The following is a 16,833-nucleotide window of genomic DNA, read 5'->3' as shown; positions in this document are numbered from 1 at the left end:
CAAATAGATATGAAATAAAATCAAACGGTTTTATTTTTTATCGGACAATAATGAAAAAAATTAATACTTTATTGAAAGTTTTACACTATTGAAACATTTTATTTGTCAATTAATATTTAATAAAAAAGTTCATTTTTCCTATAAATTTCAATACGATATCCTTGCGAAATAAGTTTACTTATAAAATTATCTTGTTCAATGTGTTTCATTTTTTTAATTTTTTTTAAAAATTCACAATCTAATCCATCTTCTTTAATAATTATTACACACATTGTATCATTAATTTCATCATATTTCTCTTGAAGAACATAAACACTATCGCCTATTCTAGTTTTTTCCCAGCAAGTTTGTGCTTTTGTGGTAAGTGATATTAAAAGCAATAGTATTGAAATGTTTGTTTTTTGGAACATAATTTTTTTTGAGTTTCTATTTTATGGTATTATTGACTAATAATTTAAAATTATTGTTTTGCCTTATAAATTGAAAAGGCAATCAAAACATATACTAATAGCAGTATTCCATTCATAATAATATAATTTGGAACAGAAAAGTTAATAAAAGTAAATAATGAATTACTAATAAAAAATAATGCAAAAAAGATGTACGATACTACTCTAACATTTGTTTTTGTTCTATTAAATTCGAAACTTGTACCAATTGCAAGGATTAATGTAATGACAAGAGAAACAAAAGTACCTACGCATAATAGTACTCTATTTTCACTATCATTAAAACTGTAAAAACCAAAAGCAATAAGCATACTAATGCAAATTGCTATAATTGTTTGAACAAAATTTACTTTCATGATTTTATGGCTTTAGATTAAATGGTGGTGGTGCCAATGCTACCAATTTTAAGATTTCAGGTAATTTTTCAGCAATTTCCCATTTTGGCAAACTTGGTTTCCAAATGAAAGTTTCTTTAACAATTATTTTATCCGCAATTAGTCGTGATAATTCCTGTTCCGAAAACGGTCCGGCTTGATTGCCTTCAATAATTGCATAATAAAACTGTGGAGCTGGTATTTGCATAGGATTCATAGAACCTGGTATGTGCATATTGGTCATTGCACTATTCATTGTTTTTACCATTTGTTGTGCCACAGCTAAACCCATTCCAAACTCTACTAATCTGTTTATCGAAAAAAAATTATCGTCATTCATATATCTTAGAATTTACCGTTTATATTACTGGCGGTGGCGGAATTGTACCAAATAATGAAGAAAGTTCTTGAACATTACTTGCTATTTCCCAAACTGCCATGCCTTGTTTCCATACGTGAGTGTTTTGGGAAAGTTGGCCGTTTTGAACCATTTGCTGTAATTGTTGCCAATTGAAAGGACCTGCAGTTTGTCCATTTACAGAAACACTATAAGAAATTGTTGGTGGTGGTGGAGGTGTATTCTGTTGTTGGTTCATATTTTGTCCCATAGTATTCATCATACCCGCCATTTGATTGCCCATTGCTCCTCCCATCATCATGCCTGTCATCATGCCTGCAGGATTCATGCCTCCACCGTTACCGCCGCCAATATCGCCCATATTCCCGAGGCTTTCTGCTCCAGCTTTTAACACTTCTGTTTGTTGGTTTAAAGCATGTGCCCCCATGAAATTAGTTTCCGTTTGTAATTTTTGTGCTCTTTGAGCTTCTTCTCTTTGAACACGTAAAGTTTCTTCCATATTCAAAGCGTTTATACTTTGCATATCTTCCATATTCTTGATAGTAACTTCTGCTTGTGCAACAGTTGTTTTTGTTGTTTGATCGGCAGTTACTTTTCTTAATTCAGCATAACCTTCACTTTCTTTATCAACTTCAATGGCAGCTATATCTAATCCTTTCATGTTTACACCAAAATCTGTTTCAAGTCTTGGTTTTAAGTAAGCAGCAATTAATTCATTTATTTCCAAAAGTTTTCGCTCCATTTGTAAAACGGGCATTCCATTATCTGAAGGGATATTTGTAATAACACCTTTTACGTACTTGGTTACCGCATCTTTAATTTGCTTTTTAAAATCATCTAACTCGAAATTTATTAAACGATTAAGTTTGATAAAAGCTTTATAGTCGGTCAAATTAAATGTAATAGTACCTCTAACTGCAACTGGAACTGCAAAATCCAAAAATCTTGGATCAAAAACATCGAAGAATGGAATGCCAAACTTTACTTGTACATTACCCGATAAATTTATAAAGTGAATTTCTGCCTGAAAAGGTGATGCGCCTCCAAAAGCAGTGCCGACGATGCTTGAAAGTATTGGAAAATTCGCTGTTTTTATTGTTTGGTCGAAGGGTCCTGTGATAAATTCCTGCATGGAACCGTCTTTTTGTTGGTAAACAAAAACAGCCATTTCACCATCCTTTACACGCAAACTACTACCATAGCGTATAGCATTTTCTCTTTTGGTTGAATTGGCTTCGCCCGAAGGTCGCCATTTCCACACGAGATATTCTTGCTCGTCACAGCGGATTACATCCATTAATCCGCCTTCTGACTTTTTTCCGAAAAATGCCATAATGTTTTATTTTATGTTAAATATTTTCAAAATCCAGTAAGCAATACCGCAACCAACCATAAATACGAGCATTGACAAAACCCACTTAAAACCAGCACTTGAAGTAGAATACAAGCATACAATGTAGCTAACTGGCTTAATTTTATTCAAGTCCGTTTGCAACTGATTTATTTCATCAAGCATTTTCTTGTCTGACCGAAATGAAGATTTTGCACGATTAGCAATTTCCCTGTATTTATTTCTCCAATCAAAAACATTTTTGTCAGCACGAAAACTAATTTCACTTTTTGGTTGTATAAAATAAAGTAATTCCAAAATATCCTCTCTGGTATTTGGAACAGGAAAATTTTTGATTACAAATTTCTGTTTTGCTGCAATATCATCTCGTCTTGCGGTTTCTTCATCACCGTAACCCCTACCAACCATGTGTTTATATGATTTTATCTCACATTCAGACACAACTTTTTCGAGTTTTTCAGATAATGATTTAACGGAATTATTTGCATCAATATTTCTAAATTCATAACCACAATCACTGCAAACTGACGAAAAGGAATTTATAGGAGCGTTGCAAGAAGGACATTTTTTGACATCACCATATTTCACCGAACTACTTTGTGAATTCTTTTGTAAAGCGTATAATTTAGCATCAAGTACAACTTCAAGTTCATCATGGTCAGCTCCTAATTCCTTTGCTTTTCGAAATAGCACAATTCTTTCCTTCTCGGACAATTGTCCATTAGCAAGTGTAAGTTCAATTAATCTTTCTAATTCTGAATTCATTTTAGCCGATTAAACTTTTGACTTTATCAATAAAGTTTTTTTCAGCTCCTTCAATTTGTCCGTCTGCCATTGCTAGTTTTGTTAGTTTTTCTAAAACCTCATTTGCTCTTTCTTTTGAGCTAAATGAAGTATCGCTTTTAGTCAACTGAGGTAAAGCAGCGGAGTTCATTAAATCAAAAAGCTGTTGTTTTTCGGAATTTGTAAATTCGTCTAAATGTCCGATTTCTTCTGATAATGATATTTTTTCTTCATCTTCAATTTTGCCGTCAGCCTTAGCAAGATGTATCAACAAAATGATTTCATTTTTCTTGTCCTCCTTTGTCTTAAATCCTTTTGTTTTAAACAATTTGCCAAAAAATCCGCCTACAGCTTTTGTTGCGTTGCCTAAATCTTGTTTAAGTAGTTCCGGTTCACTGTGAAAAATAATTTCAGGATTATTCCATATATTAAGTATTGTAAACTCATGAACTGTATTAGTTAGCATGTGTTTGTAGCTTAATTCTACACAAGGAACAACTTGATAGTATAATTCTTCTTTTGTAACAAGTGGATAATTTTTCTTGCTCAAACCTAAATTATTTTCAAAAATTTCAACATATTCTTTACTGAATTCATCATAATTTTCTTCAACTTTTTCATTCACCTTTTTAAAAACAACTTGTCCTGACTGATTTGATTTTACATGTTGGATTACGTTATTGTCAGTTATATTTAGTTTGTCCCCCTTTAAAATCACTTTTTCATTTTCATTTTGGCTAACAAAACTGTCGACATATACTATTTTAGCAACTGTGCCAATTGTGGCACATTCTGGACAATCTACCTTTCCATATCTTTCTTTATCACCATAACATACAGAGCATGTAATATCACCCTTACCTGAGCACTCTCTGCATTGTACTTCACCGCGACCAGAACATTTATCACATCTTATTTCTCCTTTAGTACCACAATCTTTGCATGCAACTTCTCCCTTTCCACGACAAGATTTGCATGTCCGATATTCATCCCTTCCTTGAATTCTCTCCTTTATTGTTCCTGTACCACCACAACCTCCAACATGAAGACCTGGACCTGATGCAACATTTCTTCCTATCCATCCACCTGCACCTGCACCACATTTAGCATAACCATGTCCTTTACAATCTTTGCAAGTAATTTTTCCATCACCAGCACAATCATTACAAGACACTTTTCCATCTCCATGGCAATCTGTACAAGTCCAATTATGTCGACCATCACATTCGTTATCAGTGCACTTTGTATATTTTTCTCCTTTACATTCTTCACAGGTTTCTTGGAAAGTCAAATCCGGGAAAAAATATTTCTTTTGTTGCTGCGCAATTTCACCATTAACTTCATCAAGTGGATAATTAAAAGCGTCTTTTACTTGGTTACTATTTGCACCTTTCCCAGTTATTAGATAATTACTTTTAAGTGTTTCAAAAATTTTATTTGTATTTATAGGAGCTTTGGCTCCAAATTTTCCTTCGCCACCTTCGAGTTCAGCAAAATTGTCTTTGATTGCACCGTACAAGGGAAATTTAATTTGTTCAACTTGTCGTTCAACTTTTTCAAATTTCATTTTCGCAAAAACATAATTACCTCTTTTTACAGGTTGACCATCTGTAATAATCATTTTATCAAATTTATCAGGTGCATCATTTTTAAGAAGTTCCTTAATTTGAGCAATGGTTATTTGCTCCAATTGTTTCAATGCATCATTTTTCATTTTATTTATTATTTAAGTTGTACAATATCTAGGTCGTTTTTTTTTAATTAATCAACACACATTATTCGTTGTAGTTGAAATGTGCCTTTTTCGTTTTCTAAAACAACATCCCATTTAAAACTACTTGCGCCAATAAAAGTAATAGTATCCTTTATTACTTCTACCTCACCATTAGCAACCAATGCAATGGTGTTGTTAAGCAATGTGAAAGTTCCTTTTTGTTCTTTTTTAGTATTAGTAAAGCTATTACTAATAATCATTGTATAACTTCCATCGCAACTAAATCTATAAATCATTTTTATTTCAGCAGGATAAATTACTTCTTCTTTAGCGGTTGTATATTTAATAGTTTGCCAACAACCTAAAATATTTTCGGAATTCTTGGCTTCTTTTTGTCCTAAGCATTCTAAGCTTAAAAAAAATAAAAAAATTAATGTGCTGATAACTTTAGTAAGATTTATCATTTTGAAAATTATTTAGTTACTAAAAACTTCAACTAAAAGTAAAGAATGAAATTTTTAAAAAGATTTTTTTTTAAATTCTATCGTCTTCATATACTTTTAACCCTCTGCCAACACAATTAATTTATCGTTTTCTACAAACATTAATTCCTTAGACTTTACTGGATTTATTACAACTCCGTATGCTCTGGTATTATCATGGGCTTGCTCTGCAATACGGTATCCAATAGCTGTTTGTCCTTTGCGTTTTGCACTTTCTACGATGGTATAAAAATCAATTTTTTCGCCAGGTTTAATGTAGTCACTCATCGGCTTCAAATAAATTTCACTTCCATCGGCATCAAATAAATCATCAAAAACACGCATCAGATGCTTGTTTTCCGAGACTTGTGACAATAATAAACTAATTAATTTATCACTCACAATAAAGTCATCAGCTTTTGTAACCTCTGCTAAATCTCGGTTTCGTAAGTCCAGCATTTCACTCACAACTTTTATATCCTTTCCTGTTTCTTCCATTATTCTGCGAATGTGTAGAAGTGAAATTAATGTTTGAGCATCTGCATCTTGCATATCCATTTCCTCCTTATAGCAAAGTAGCTGAACACAGTTGAATGATGAAATATCTAAATTGTCGATTACAGAACGCGATGTAGTGTCGCCATGTTGAAATTCTAATTTAATATTGTTTAATGTCTTTGCAATTTCTAAAATACTTTCTTTTTCTTCATCGAAAGAAGAAACAACTTTCATATAAGATTTTTTGCCAACATAATTATCCATTTCGCGAATAATAACTTTCGCTCTTTTGTTCCAACCTAACATTAAAACTCGTTCCGATTCTACTTTTCTCGAATCAAAATTTACAATTGCTGTTTCTTTTGGTAAATTTGATTTTTCTTTTGATAAAATCAATGTATTATCATCTTCAGTAATAGCAATCACTTTGTCACCTTTTTTAATTTTATAATCCATTGCTGGATTTACTTTTACCGAACCATCGGCATATTGCAAACCAATCACGGTCGAATCAACGTATGTAAAAATAGATTCTGCATAAGTTTTACCAACCAGTATAGGCTCTTCCTTAAAATAAATTTCAGCTCCATCAAAATCCATCAATTCTGTATAAACAATACTTAAACCACTCTGACGAGAAGTTTGAACCATTATTCTTCCAATCACATCATCGGTTAAAATGAGCTCCACCTCGTCTTTACCTACCATTTTTGCTACTTCAAGGTTTTTTTCATCTTTTATTTCCGCAACAATATGATAAGGCTCCACTCTTCTGTTTGGATTATTCGTAATTGCCAAAATGGTTTTAATAGTTAGGGGGTCAGCATTCCCCTTTTCAGGAGCCAAAATAATTATTGATTTAGCTTGATTAGGATTTGCAATAGCTAAATCTACCAAATCATTTGGAATACCTTTTCTGCAAATTACTTTTGTATTTTTCAAATACTCTATTTTACTCCTTATTTCATCTTCCATCTCAATTTTATCAATATCAGCCAGAATTACTATTGGAGAATTTTTTTGATTTTCATTTGCGATTATTAATTCAGATATGATAGTAAATATTTTTGATGACCATCCTAAAATCAAAGTATGGTCTTTTTCAATTACAAAACTTTTTCCTTTACGTAATTCTTCCAACTTACCTTCAATACCGCTTCCCAAAACTCCAATTAACGTTGAAATAATAAAGATTCCACCCAATGTTACGAAAAAAGCAACAATACGAAATCCCCAGCCAGTATCGCCTCCCATTGTTCCCGAATCTAGTGTCCGCATTAAACTTTGCCATGCACCTTCAATAAAACCCATTGGCTCTTCGCCTACAGGAGAAATGTTACATAACCAAATAATAGCTCCTGCAATAGCAACAACCAACAACGACATCAAAGCCAAAAGTGATATCATAGCGATTGGCCCTTTGCTCATCATATTATCAAATTTGTAACGAAATTTTTGGAGAAATGAAACTTTTTTCATTAAATCATATTGTTTTAAAATTTTACTGAAAATTACAAGTGTGTTGGCAAAATTTGGCTATTTGAGTTTTTTCAAAGCGTGGGTAAGTGTTTTGGGCAAAAGTCAGTGTAATAAATGGTTGTCTGCTTTCCGCTTTTCGTTCTTGTGTTTTGCAAAAAAACTAAATCTTTTGTCTTTCATTGTTATTTCTTCTGTCATTCTCAAATCATTTTTTTTGTCATCGCCTTTCGCATGGGACTTTATTTGCCTAGATGGTATCGTTATAATAAGTTTTTTTATGATTTTTTTAAATAATTAATTTCACAAAAATATATTTTACCACAATCGAATTAAAAAGCAAATAAGTGTAAATAAGATGCAAATCAGACTTTATAAAAATTAATACTATTTTTGAGACCTATGGCAAGAATTCCTCAAGAACCAAAAGAAGAGCATATTCATTACTTAAAAAGTTTAGTACACATTGGTTTTTCTAAAAGTGTTTTAACTTCATATGATTGCACCACATTAGCGGAAAGTATTGAAAGAACCATTGACGAAAAGTTATCAGTGGATACGCTTCGTCGGTTTTTTGGGGTGATTAAAAGTGTTTCGTTGCCTAGCACCTATACCCTTGATGTTTTGTCAAAATATGTGGGCTATAAAAACTGGAGTGATTTAATTCTTGGGCATCAAGAGCAATGCGAATTGCATCAAAAGCATTTGCTTTTTGAGTTAATTACGAAAAACATTCCCTTTCAAGAATTATTGGTGCGTTTTAATTCTTTTCCCAAAACCACAGCAGTCTATGATTTGTTTAAGCAGGTCATTCTAATTAAAATCGAGCAAAAAGATGTTGCTTTTTTTGAGAACATTTTTAAGTTTCAACTTATTTTTGAGTTTCAAGAGTCTTTTAAATATGCTATTTATCACACCATTCATTTATTGGGATCACTTTGTAGCATCCATGAATGGCTAAAAGATATTGCAATAAATAATTATTACAATCTTCCCTACTGTGAAGATTATTTTGTAGAATGGTTGGTGGTTCCGGAACAAGATTATTATTTAGAAGTTTTGGAAAAGTATTACGAAGTAAATCAGGACAATTTAGACAAAAAAACATTCTATCATCTTATACATTGTACCACTGCTGCCAAAAAAGGAATCTGGGAAGTTTTTACTATGCACTACAGCGTACTGATGGAGTTAAATATAAACGTTAATTCGTTGCACAACATTTTACAAATGCGCTGGTATGGGGTGCAAATGCTTCATGACAAACAGTATAATAATGGTTTTAAAATAGAAAAAATTTGCAATGCATTTTGCGAAAGTGCAGCTATTAATGAAAAAGATGCTGGCAACAGAGTGAGCAGTATTTTTATTATTACGCAATATCTATTTGCAATAGAAAACTATCTTCTTATCATTACTCTATTTGAAAAACAAGCCGCTAAATTTTCCAATATTTTAGGATATTGGGCATTGTTAAATTATGATCACTTGAAAGTCTATTATGCTTTTGCTTTGCTAAAAACCAATCAAGCCGAAAAAGCAACTCTTGTTTTTAAAGAAATTAAACCGAATAAATTTGACTTGAATTTTAAAACTGAAGTAGAAGCAATTTATCATTCTATGCAATTTGATACTATAAATTAATACTTATTATTTTAGGTTTCTGAAAATTCGTACCATCAGGTTCGTTTCCTTTTTTAAACTGTAAAAACGTTCGTCTTTTATATATTTGTCAAATCAAAGCCATAAAAAGATTTGAAAAATCTCATCAAAAAAGTAAGTCCAAAATTAGCTTTACCTCTTTTCTATTCAAAGAAAGAATCGTGGTGGTTGCTGGGTTTTTCTATGATACTTTCAAGTGGTATTTTAATAGAACCACAAATCATGTGTGCGGCTCTAAGCAAAGGAGAACTTAGTGAAATGTGGATATATTGGAGCGGTGCAATCGGAGCTGGCTTTAGCATTGCTTTTTTTGCACATTTGTGGCAACGGGTGCCTATAAAAACTGAAAATGAATTTATATTTTTTAGGTTTTCAGGGTTAGGAGCTAAACTATTACACGGATTTAGAAGTTTATATGTTGGCGGAATTATTGTTCCCTTTATTATTGCTTTTAGTTTACTTGCTTATAGTAAAATGGTTTGTTTCATTACAGGAATAAGTCAAGTTGATGCAGTACTGATTTTGACCGCCTTACTTTTGATTGGCACCTTTTTTAATAGTTTAACTATTCGATTGCGATTAGATTATATTTTATTCCTCCTGTTTATAATTTTATTTATTTCCTTTATCACCATTATTTATACTAAAATTGGAGGACTATCGTTTCTGGCCAATGAAATAAAACACTACCCAACTAAAATAGTATTATTTCCTAGTTGGGGTTCAGCAGCTTTTAATGGATTTATAGTTTTTATTTCGGTGCAGTGGTGGTCGGCATCTTTATTGGATTATCCTGATATGAATGGGCAAAAACTAATGATAACAAAATCGAGTAAGGATGTTGTTAAAACCATTCTTTTACCATCATTAGTATTGTTTGTTTTTCGATTATTTGCATTTACGCTTCCTTTTATTGTGGTGGTATTTGGAATGCACCACGGAATTACCGACAGCGAATTGGCTTTCACCAATCTTTTCATTCAGTTATTGCCGAAATGGATGCTCGTATTGGTAGTTGTTTTTTTTGGAATTCCTTTTTTATCATTGGTACAAAACAATCAAAATTGGGGTGGCTCATTATTAGTTCAAAACTTCTATAACTACCATATTAACCCAACTGCAAACGAAAAAAACTTAAAGTACATTGGTGTAATTGCAATGGCATATATCATTGTGCTATCCGGAGTTATTGTTATGTATTCCAATTCCTTAATGGATATGATAAAACTGCTATTTGCCATAACGGCCGGAGTTGGTCCGGTTTTTATTTTGCGTTGGTATTGGTGGCGTATTAATGCTTGGTCACAATTATCGGCAATGGTTTCAGCTTTAATTTATCCGGCATGTTATGATTTTTCATATAGACATTTACCCTTATTCACAAAGGCAATCAACGCTATTCAAACCACTTTCAATTTAGAATATTATCCAGTTGAGTTGCTTATTTTAACTGTTTTAGTCTGTTGCACTTGGCTACTGGTCACTTTCATCACAAAACCAACGGATAGGAAAGTGCTTGATAACTTTGTTACCGTTGTAAAGCCCGGTGGTTTTTGGAAAGGATTTTCAAATAACAACAAAACACAAGTCGGAAAACGAATGTTAGTTTGGGTTCTAAATGCCAGCAACGGAATAGTAACTATACTATTATTCTGGAATTTTGTTACTGCAAATTATAGTGTGTTCTTTCTTTTATTGTTGCTGTTTTTTGTGCTTTTTGGATTGTCTTATGTGGTACTTAAAAAAATGAATAGTGATGTTACCCATTAATCAAATTAGACAACTACAGTTTATCATTTTCTATGTAATTTAATATTCTTTGTTAAATCAAAAAGTAAATTGGGGTTTGTTATTGTTGTAATGTACTACTAATAAATCAGTTATAAAGGAGGTTAATTATCCATTTAATTTTTGTGTTAGCACAATATTGCTTTAGGTTTTCTTTAATAGCTTTTTTTATCACTCCTTTTGAATAGAGGCTTGCTGTAGCAGTTTCTATAGCTATTCGCTCTACTGAGTTTCCTTGTAAATAATCGGCAGAAAAATGAAATGGTTGGTAGGTAAGTCGATTTTCTATATTGCCATACAACCAATACAACTGAATGATATATAAAGCGCCCGAATTTTTGCTTTTTCTTTTCTTCATTATGGTTGCATTAATGATTTCATTAAATTTTAAATGATTTAAAAGTTCTTTTTTGAAACCAAAATGCAATAATGCTCTAATGCTTCGCGCTAACAACCATTCATTTTTATCTATAGAAAGCGCATAATTAGTAATAGTGTTTAAATAATCATCAACATTTTTTTGCAAATTGCCTTGCATTCCGTCAATAAGAATATTGCATTCAAAATACCTCGAAAGCAAATGGTAATGAAGTTGTTTAATATTAATTGATTTTGAAAGCTCTTGGTATTCTTTTACAAATGATTTTTTCCAATTTTCAGAGTAAATATTTTGTGCCAGCAAATAACTGTACACAAAATATATGTCGTGTTTATTTGTTACTTGAGGCAGGTAATAAGTAAACAATGTATTCGAAAAATAATTATTCTCATTATTATCATCAACAAAACACTCATAAAACAAACTTTGTCCTGCTTTTGAATTAGCCAAAACAAGTAACAGATCTTCATCATAATTGTTTTTCTTAACATACTTGCCAATTAAATTAGCAGTTGAAAAATGAATAGGATTATTGTCAAAATAAGGGTATTTTCCTAAGAGCATTTTAACCGTATCATAACGTTTAAGTGATAATGCCAACTCTAAAACACTTTGAGAAAAACCCTCTGTTTCCTCCGTTAAAAAAATATTTGAATTGAAATAATGTTTGGATTGATCTTCTACATAATTGACCCAATTATCATAATCTAAAAACTTGGCAAGGTTATCTAAGGTAGAGAGATATGGTTTTTGTGAAGAATTTGTAAGCCCATACAATCTCGCAATAGTAGAAGCAGAAATAGGCATTTTTTTTAGGGTAAATAAGTCTGACAACCATACAGCATCAGGAAAACCTTTGATGCTTCTATTGACAGCTGTTTCAATCTGATTACATATTTGCTTTATAAATTTTTCATTCTTCATTAAGTAAAAATACAAAATACTTTATTAGTGAAATGACATTAAACTACTTGAAGTAACTTGAAGTTATTTTGAATGGTTGGGATGTATAAATTTGTTATTGTTTTATATAAACAAATCAAATTATTTAATAAACTTAAATTTAAAATTTATGGCTAATGAACTTACAATGACAGGAAGTAAAAAAATCAAAACAATTGTTAATGAATTTTCTAAAAAATTCAACTATTTAACATTAGTTTTCAAAAAAGGAAATAATCATCCAATAGATATTGAAAAAAAATTATCTGAAGTTAGAGAAATAAATGGAGGTGAATTATCTATAGTCGGGAACCTTACCGTTGGAAGTCTTGAAAAACGATTTACGGACAATTATGGCATAAATGTAGAAGTTGCTTTTAAAACAAAAGATGGTAAAATTAGAAATACAGTAGGAGTTGCCAATTCAAGAACTCTATCGCAAGAAAATGAAGCTGCTAAAGCAGAAGGATGTCTTCCATTTGTATAATTTTTAATTAATTTAAAATGCTAAATTTCATATCAAACATAACTGACAAATTCAAAGCAAAAGATTTTCATTTATCTCCTAATAAGAAAATTAAAACAATCAAAATCGAGTTTAAACAAAATTTTGGATTGACACTCAGAGTTTATAAAGGAAAACAATTTGCTGACCCCGAAATTACTTTTGCTGCATTAAATCAAAAAACAAGTAAAGATATAGTAGCAAGTAAAGATGACTTATCAATCAAAGCATCCATGAAAATTGGTGATTTTGAAAAATTAATTGATACTCATTTTGGACTAACCGTCCAAGTTGCTAACGAATATGACACCTATTGTGTAAACAATAAATACACTTTAGGTCAAGCATCTAGAAAAGAAGATTTGAAAGACTGGGTTAAAGATAAAGGGTTTAAATCCATCGAAGAATGGTTAAAATCTGAAAACTGTAAATCGTTAACAGAATATTATTCAAAAAAATAAATTATGGCTAAAGTTAAACATACAATTCAAACAGCAGATGCTGGACATCATCAATGTAATGAATGCGGAAAAATTATAAAACAAGGTAAAAAAATATTTAGTAAGAAAGGATTTTTGGGTATGTTTGGTGGGGGTTGTTGTTCATTACAATGCTTCAATGCAAAGTATAATTAAATGCTAATATTTAGTTCTACTATACTATCTTCTTTATTTACTTTAAGATGGCAATATATAATTACGCCTTCAAAAATAAGAATTGATTATGAAAATAAAGTAATTACAACATCACAAAGAAATTGGTATCTAATTGGGGTTGATACTAATACCATTTCATTTAGTGTAATCAGAAGAATAGATATTAATTCGTATTTTTTTGGAGCTGACATACATATCAAGGCTTTTAGTTCAGGAGTACTTAGCGTATATTCAATTTCTAAAAGAGATGCAAAAGTCATTCAAAAAAGTTTGTTGCAATTAAATAGTAAATCAAAAATGATTCTCTGATTTATTCAAAAATAGTGAACACAAAAAATAAGTATTCTCAAGAAAAAAATAAAAGAAAAATCAACCTTGATCTCGATTTATTTAGCGTTAAATTAATAAAATTTATTGGTTCCGTTGCTTCGGTAATTGGAATGGGCATAATAATAGCTTTTTGGATCTGGGTGTTTAAATGGCTTTTTACGAATTACTAAAAATAAAAAATTGATTAAATCATTTATAAAATCGCAGCAAAATTTTATTGAAAATTGGGCTAAATCTCCTTATAAAGAGTGGGAAAACAGCATTTTTTATAAGTTAAAAAGTGTTAACAGTAAAATAGAACCCTATGTAGAGTATTTGCCAGAACCTTATTTGGGAGATCCATTTAAGTCTGATGCAGTTTTTTTAAATTACAATCCGGGACCTGTTTTCCAAGATGATACACAACATAGAACTAAAGGAATTTTTGTTAAAGACTATAAAGCAATTGAAACATATGAATATTATGCCATAAATACACCTTATTTCAAACATAATTCTGGTTTTTGGGCGGATAGAAAAAAATTCCTATCAAGATTAATAAATAAGCCATTTATTGAGTCTAAAATCTTTGCTCTTGAAATTTGTCCATTTCATTCAAGTAGTTTCAAATTGTCGCATTCCGATTTATTTAAATCAAAATCATACATTCAAAATAATGTTTTAAATATAGCAGAAGCTGTAGCAAGTCAAAGCTCAATTAAAACTATCATTTCTGTTGGAAAGGACTATTATAATTTATTTAAATTATTAGAATTTAAATTATTAAAAGAAATCGATCAAACAACAGTTACTACAAAATGGCCTTTAAAAAATGGAGGAGACAAAATAAATAGGACGATTAGTTTATGGGAATCTCCAACTGGGGGTATTTATTTTAATACATGGGCTCCGGGTTCTAATAAAATTTCATCTAAGGAGTTTGATCAGATTATTTTAGAGTTAATAGCTTACTAATCATAAATTAAAAGCGGCTAAAGTACTTCTTTATAAAAAATTGAATGCCTTTTAAAATGGCAAATAATTAACATTAAACCTATGTTTAAATAAAATATTGTTAAAACATAGTATAAATCAAAACCCAATTTAAAAAATAAGAAATTAAGTTTAACTTATTAAAAAAATATTATGGTAAAATATAAAGGAAATTTTGGAGAGTTGTCTCTAACAGTTAATGGGACTATTGCAACAGGGTCATATCAGAGTGAAGGAGAGTTAGCCGGAGAATTCATCAACAACACCTTCAAAGGTAAATGGAAAAACAAAGGTCTAGAAGGTTGTCTAGAATATACTATTACAGATGGTTTATTAAATGGTTTATGGAAAAAAGGATTAGAAGCTGGTCCAATGAAAGGTAAATGGTGGGGAGAAATGGTAAAGGAAAATAGTGAGCAATCTAATAATTATGAGTTTGATGAGGAAACTCCCGAAAAAGATTACCACCCGATTTTTAATCAAATCCTTAATACTCCTGAAAACAATATTGCTTGTGCAATAGCTACTTTAATTAGACATTTCATTTTAATTGATAATGATGTTCACATAGGTGAACTTGCTTGGATGCAGGATGCTACTAACCATTTTGATGAATTATCCATACCGGTAGGTGAAGTATGGGATCATGTTGATGATATAATGGGAATAATGGAAAAGGTTGGAATGCAAGGAAGAATTTTGAGTCAATCTACTCAGTTGATAAATACTGTCTTAAATAGTGCAGAAAAGGATTATTTGTTATTTGTTTTTCAACAAATAGTGGCACAGGATGATAAGGTTACATATGAAGAGTTTACAGGTCTAAGTTATGTCTTTGAACAATTTAATTCTGGAAGTATAGTTACATTACTTGAGAACCTTGAAAGAGCAGGAATATCAGTTGATATGGGCTAATTATTATAATTGATTTTTTTAATAAATTTGAGAATGCATCATAGATTTGAAATATTTGTGGTTTTATTATTAATTCTAAATTGAATCTCGTATTTTTTAGGATTATAAGCAGATTAAAACTTGATGAATTTTCAATATGATAAATCGTTATGTACAAAATCATTTTAAAACAAATAAGAGTTCGACCCCAATATTAAAAGTAGTAAAGGAAATTTTTATGTTATATCAAAAAATAAAAAGATGTTGAAATTCAAAGGAAACTTCGGTGAATTATTTCTAAATATAAGTGATACAAAAACCACTGGAAATTATCAAGAAAATGGTGTTCTAAGTGGGGATTTTGTTAATAATACTTTTAAAGGAAATTGGAAAAATAAAGGAGATGAAGGTCTTATTGTTTTTACAATATTGGACGGCAAATTATCGGGTTCATGGAAAAAAGGTCTACAAGCAGGGCCGATGCACGGAAAATGGGAAGGAGTTTTAGTTGATGAAAGTGACAATACTTCGAAAAATGTTGATGTAATAGTTAAAGATATTGAAGATAATGGTAGTTTATTTGAACATTTAGATAACATAAACCCAGATAAATTTTATAATGAACTCATAGCAAATGCAAAATTAATTGTAGAAATAGTAACAGGCACAAATGAAGATGATGAAATAGTTGATTATTGGGATTTTGAAGATGCTGTTTTAGAAGCTGAAGATGAAAATGTTATCTTAAATGATCATGGTCTCGCCTATTTCTTTATGGACAATACAATCTATGAGGTTGTTGTATATATTGAAAATAATGAAGGAACAGGAATCAATAAATTAAGCCTTGAAGATATTCAATTACTCATAAAACAATTAATAATTGGTTTTGATGACGACGAAGATTATTTCTATCAAGAGCATGAATGGGCTTTGAATTACAAATCAAATTTCTAAAGTATTTTAAAAATCTAGATTTAGTATTGAGTTCAATGTTTTAAAAATTTTCTTTTTATATTTATGACAATCAAAATGATAAAATAGATATTATTGCAGATTGTTTGAACAAATTAATTGATAACCAAAATTGATTAAGATAAATGAACTAATTCCTAAAAGCTTACCCAAAAATTTTAAAGTTTTTTTGGGATTTTTATATTTAATTACATTATTGTCCGATAAAAAATAAAACCGTTTGATTTTATTTCATATCTATTTGT

The 16,833-nt window shown here is 30.6% G+C and carries 17 protein-coding genes; 8 read left to right on the top strand and 9 right to left on the bottom strand.

Translation table 11 applies throughout. The features are described 5' to 3' along the window. Positions 1 to 116 precede the first annotated feature (116 nt). From PSU83_RS10705 to PSU83_RS10670, 8 genes are all read right to left on the bottom strand, one after another. Entirely contained in the window at positions 117 to 410 is a 294-nt protein-coding gene (locus tag PSU83_RS10705; protein WP_300589432.1) for a hypothetical protein, read from the bottom strand. A gap of 50 nt (positions 411 to 460) precedes the next feature. Further along, positions 461 to 805, bottom strand: coding sequence for a hypothetical protein (locus PSU83_RS10700; protein WP_300589431.1), 345 nt, complete (start codon positions 803 to 805; stop codon positions 461 to 463). Between the two features lie 4 nt (positions 806 to 809). After that, the gene (locus PSU83_RS10695) at positions 810 to 1,163 is read right to left on the bottom strand and encodes a DUF4339 domain-containing protein (protein WP_300589430.1); all 354 of its coding nucleotides are present in this window, start codon (positions 1,161 to 1,163) and stop codon (positions 810 to 812) included. Between the two features lie 19 nt (positions 1,164 to 1,182). Further along, positions 1,183 to 2,514 (bottom strand): SPFH domain-containing protein, encoded by a 1,332-nt coding sequence (locus PSU83_RS10690; protein ID WP_300589429.1) that lies wholly within the window; start codon positions 2,512 to 2,514, stop codon positions 1,183 to 1,185. Positions 2,515 to 2,520: 6 nt separating this feature from the next. Continuing rightward, entirely contained in the window at positions 2,521 to 3,297 is a 777-nt protein-coding gene (locus tag PSU83_RS10685; RefSeq protein WP_300589428.1) for a hypothetical protein, read from the bottom strand. A 1-nt stretch (position 3,298) separates the two neighbouring features. Then, positions 3,299 to 5,029, bottom strand: coding sequence for a TerB family tellurite resistance protein (locus tag PSU83_RS10680; RefSeq protein WP_300589427.1), 1,731 nt, complete (start codon positions 5,027 to 5,029; stop codon positions 3,299 to 3,301). Between the two features lie 47 nt (positions 5,030 to 5,076). Then, positions 5,077 to 5,493, bottom strand: coding sequence for a hypothetical protein (locus PSU83_RS10675; RefSeq protein ID WP_300589426.1), 417 nt, complete (start codon positions 5,491 to 5,493; stop codon positions 5,077 to 5,079). 96 nt (positions 5,494 to 5,589) lie between these two features. After that, positions 5,590 to 7,488: a hypothetical protein gene (locus PSU83_RS10670; RefSeq protein WP_300589425.1), complete on the bottom strand. Its 1,899-nt coding sequence runs from the start codon at positions 7,486 to 7,488 to the stop codon at positions 5,590 to 5,592. 399 nt (positions 7,489 to 7,887) lie between these two features. Here PSU83_RS10670 and PSU83_RS10665 point away from each other — a divergent pair, with 399 nt between their 5' ends. After that, on the top strand, positions 7,888 to 9,129 hold the full coding sequence (locus PSU83_RS10665) for a hypothetical protein (RefSeq protein WP_300589424.1): 1,242 nt from the start codon (positions 7,888 to 7,890) through the stop codon (positions 9,127 to 9,129). A gap of 111 nt (positions 9,130 to 9,240) precedes the next feature. Then, positions 9,241 to 10,917 (top strand): hypothetical protein, encoded by a 1,677-nt coding sequence (locus PSU83_RS10660; protein WP_300589423.1) that lies wholly within the window; start codon positions 9,241 to 9,243, stop codon positions 10,915 to 10,917. Between the two features lie 106 nt (positions 10,918 to 11,023). Here PSU83_RS10660 and PSU83_RS10655 read toward each other — a convergent pair whose 3' ends face one another. Then, on the bottom strand, positions 11,024 to 12,238 hold the full coding sequence (locus tag PSU83_RS10655; protein WP_300589422.1) for a hypothetical protein: 1,215 nt from the start codon (positions 12,236 to 12,238) through the stop codon (positions 11,024 to 11,026). A gap of 148 nt (positions 12,239 to 12,386) precedes the next feature. On the opposite strand from PSU83_RS10655, the gene PSU83_RS10650 reads away from it, so the two are divergent. From PSU83_RS10650 to PSU83_RS10625, 6 genes are all read left to right on the top strand, one after another. After that, on the top strand, positions 12,387 to 12,743 hold the full coding sequence (locus tag PSU83_RS10650) for a hypothetical protein (protein ID WP_300589421.1): 357 nt from the start codon (positions 12,387 to 12,389) through the stop codon (positions 12,741 to 12,743). A 17-nt stretch (positions 12,744 to 12,760) separates the two neighbouring features. Next, positions 12,761 to 13,222 carry a hypothetical protein gene (locus PSU83_RS10645; RefSeq protein WP_300589420.1) on the top strand — a complete coding sequence of 154 codons (462 nt, stop codon included), beginning with the start codon at positions 12,761 to 12,763 and terminating at the stop codon, positions 13,220 to 13,222. A gap of 3 nt (positions 13,223 to 13,225) precedes the next feature. Continuing rightward, positions 13,226 to 13,396: a hypothetical protein gene (locus PSU83_RS10640; protein WP_300589419.1), complete on the top strand. Its 171-nt coding sequence runs from the start codon at positions 13,226 to 13,228 to the stop codon at positions 13,394 to 13,396. Positions 13,397 to 13,927: 531 nt separating this feature from the next. Further along, positions 13,928 to 14,701, top strand: coding sequence for a hypothetical protein (locus PSU83_RS10635; protein ID WP_300589417.1), 774 nt, complete (start codon positions 13,928 to 13,930; stop codon positions 14,699 to 14,701). Between the two features lie 171 nt (positions 14,702 to 14,872). Then, positions 14,873 to 15,634 (top strand): hypothetical protein, encoded by a 762-nt coding sequence (locus PSU83_RS10630; protein ID WP_300589416.1) that lies wholly within the window; start codon positions 14,873 to 14,875, stop codon positions 15,632 to 15,634. Between the two features lie 240 nt (positions 15,635 to 15,874). Further along, a complete protein-coding gene (locus PSU83_RS10625) occupies positions 15,875 to 16,570 on the top strand; it encodes a hypothetical protein (RefSeq protein ID WP_300589415.1) in 696 nt (231 codons plus the stop codon). The last annotated feature ends 263 nt before the right edge of the window (positions 16,571 to 16,833 follow it).

The organism is Flavobacterium sp., from assembly GCF_029945805.1.
Taxonomy (GTDB): Bacteria; Bacteroidota; Bacteroidia; order Flavobacteriales; family Flavobacteriaceae; genus Flavobacterium.
This window is presented reverse-complemented; position numbering and strand designations above follow the sequence as displayed.

Coding starts and splice junctions, on each gene's coding strand:
- PSU83_RS10625 (WP_300589415.1), top strand. CDS start 15,875: ATGTTGAAATTCAAAGGAAACTTCGGTGAATTATTTCTAAATATAAGT.
- PSU83_RS10640 (WP_300589419.1), top strand. CDS start 13,226: ATGGCTAAAGTTAAACATACAATTCAAACAGCAGATGCTGGACATCAT.
- PSU83_RS10675 (WP_300589426.1), bottom strand. CDS start 5,493: ATGATAAATCTTACTAAAGTTATCAGCACATTAATTTTTTTATTTTTT.
- PSU83_RS10670 (WP_300589425.1), bottom strand. CDS start 7,488: ATGAAAAAAGTTTCATTTCTCCAAAAATTTCGTTACAAATTTGATAAT.
- PSU83_RS10685 (WP_300589428.1), bottom strand. CDS start 3,297: ATGAATTCAGAATTAGAAAGATTAATTGAACTTACACTTGCTAATGGA.
- PSU83_RS10705 (WP_300589432.1), bottom strand. CDS start 410: ATGTTCCAAAAAACAAACATTTCAATACTATTGCTTTTAATATCACTT.
- PSU83_RS10630 (WP_300589416.1), top strand. CDS start 14,873: ATGGTAAAATATAAAGGAAATTTTGGAGAGTTGTCTCTAACAGTTAAT.
- PSU83_RS10680 (WP_300589427.1), bottom strand. CDS start 5,029: ATGAAAAATGATGCATTGAAACAATTGGAGCAAATAACCATTGCTCAA.
- PSU83_RS10645 (WP_300589420.1), top strand. CDS start 12,761: ATGCTAAATTTCATATCAAACATAACTGACAAATTCAAAGCAAAAGAT.
- PSU83_RS10695 (WP_300589430.1), bottom strand. CDS start 1,163: ATGAATGACGATAATTTTTTTTCGATAAACAGATTAGTAGAGTTTGGA.
- PSU83_RS10700 (WP_300589431.1), bottom strand. CDS start 805: ATGAAAGTAAATTTTGTTCAAACAATTATAGCAATTTGCATTAGTATG.
- PSU83_RS10665 (WP_300589424.1), top strand. CDS start 7,888: ATGGCAAGAATTCCTCAAGAACCAAAAGAAGAGCATATTCATTACTTA.
- PSU83_RS10690 (WP_300589429.1), bottom strand. CDS start 2,514: ATGGCATTTTTCGGAAAAAAGTCAGAAGGCGGATTAATGGATGTAATC.
- PSU83_RS10655 (WP_300589422.1), bottom strand. CDS start 12,238: ATGAAGAATGAAAAATTTATAAAGCAAATATGTAATCAGATTGAAACA.
- PSU83_RS10650 (WP_300589421.1), top strand. CDS start 12,387: ATGGCTAATGAACTTACAATGACAGGAAGTAAAAAAATCAAAACAATT.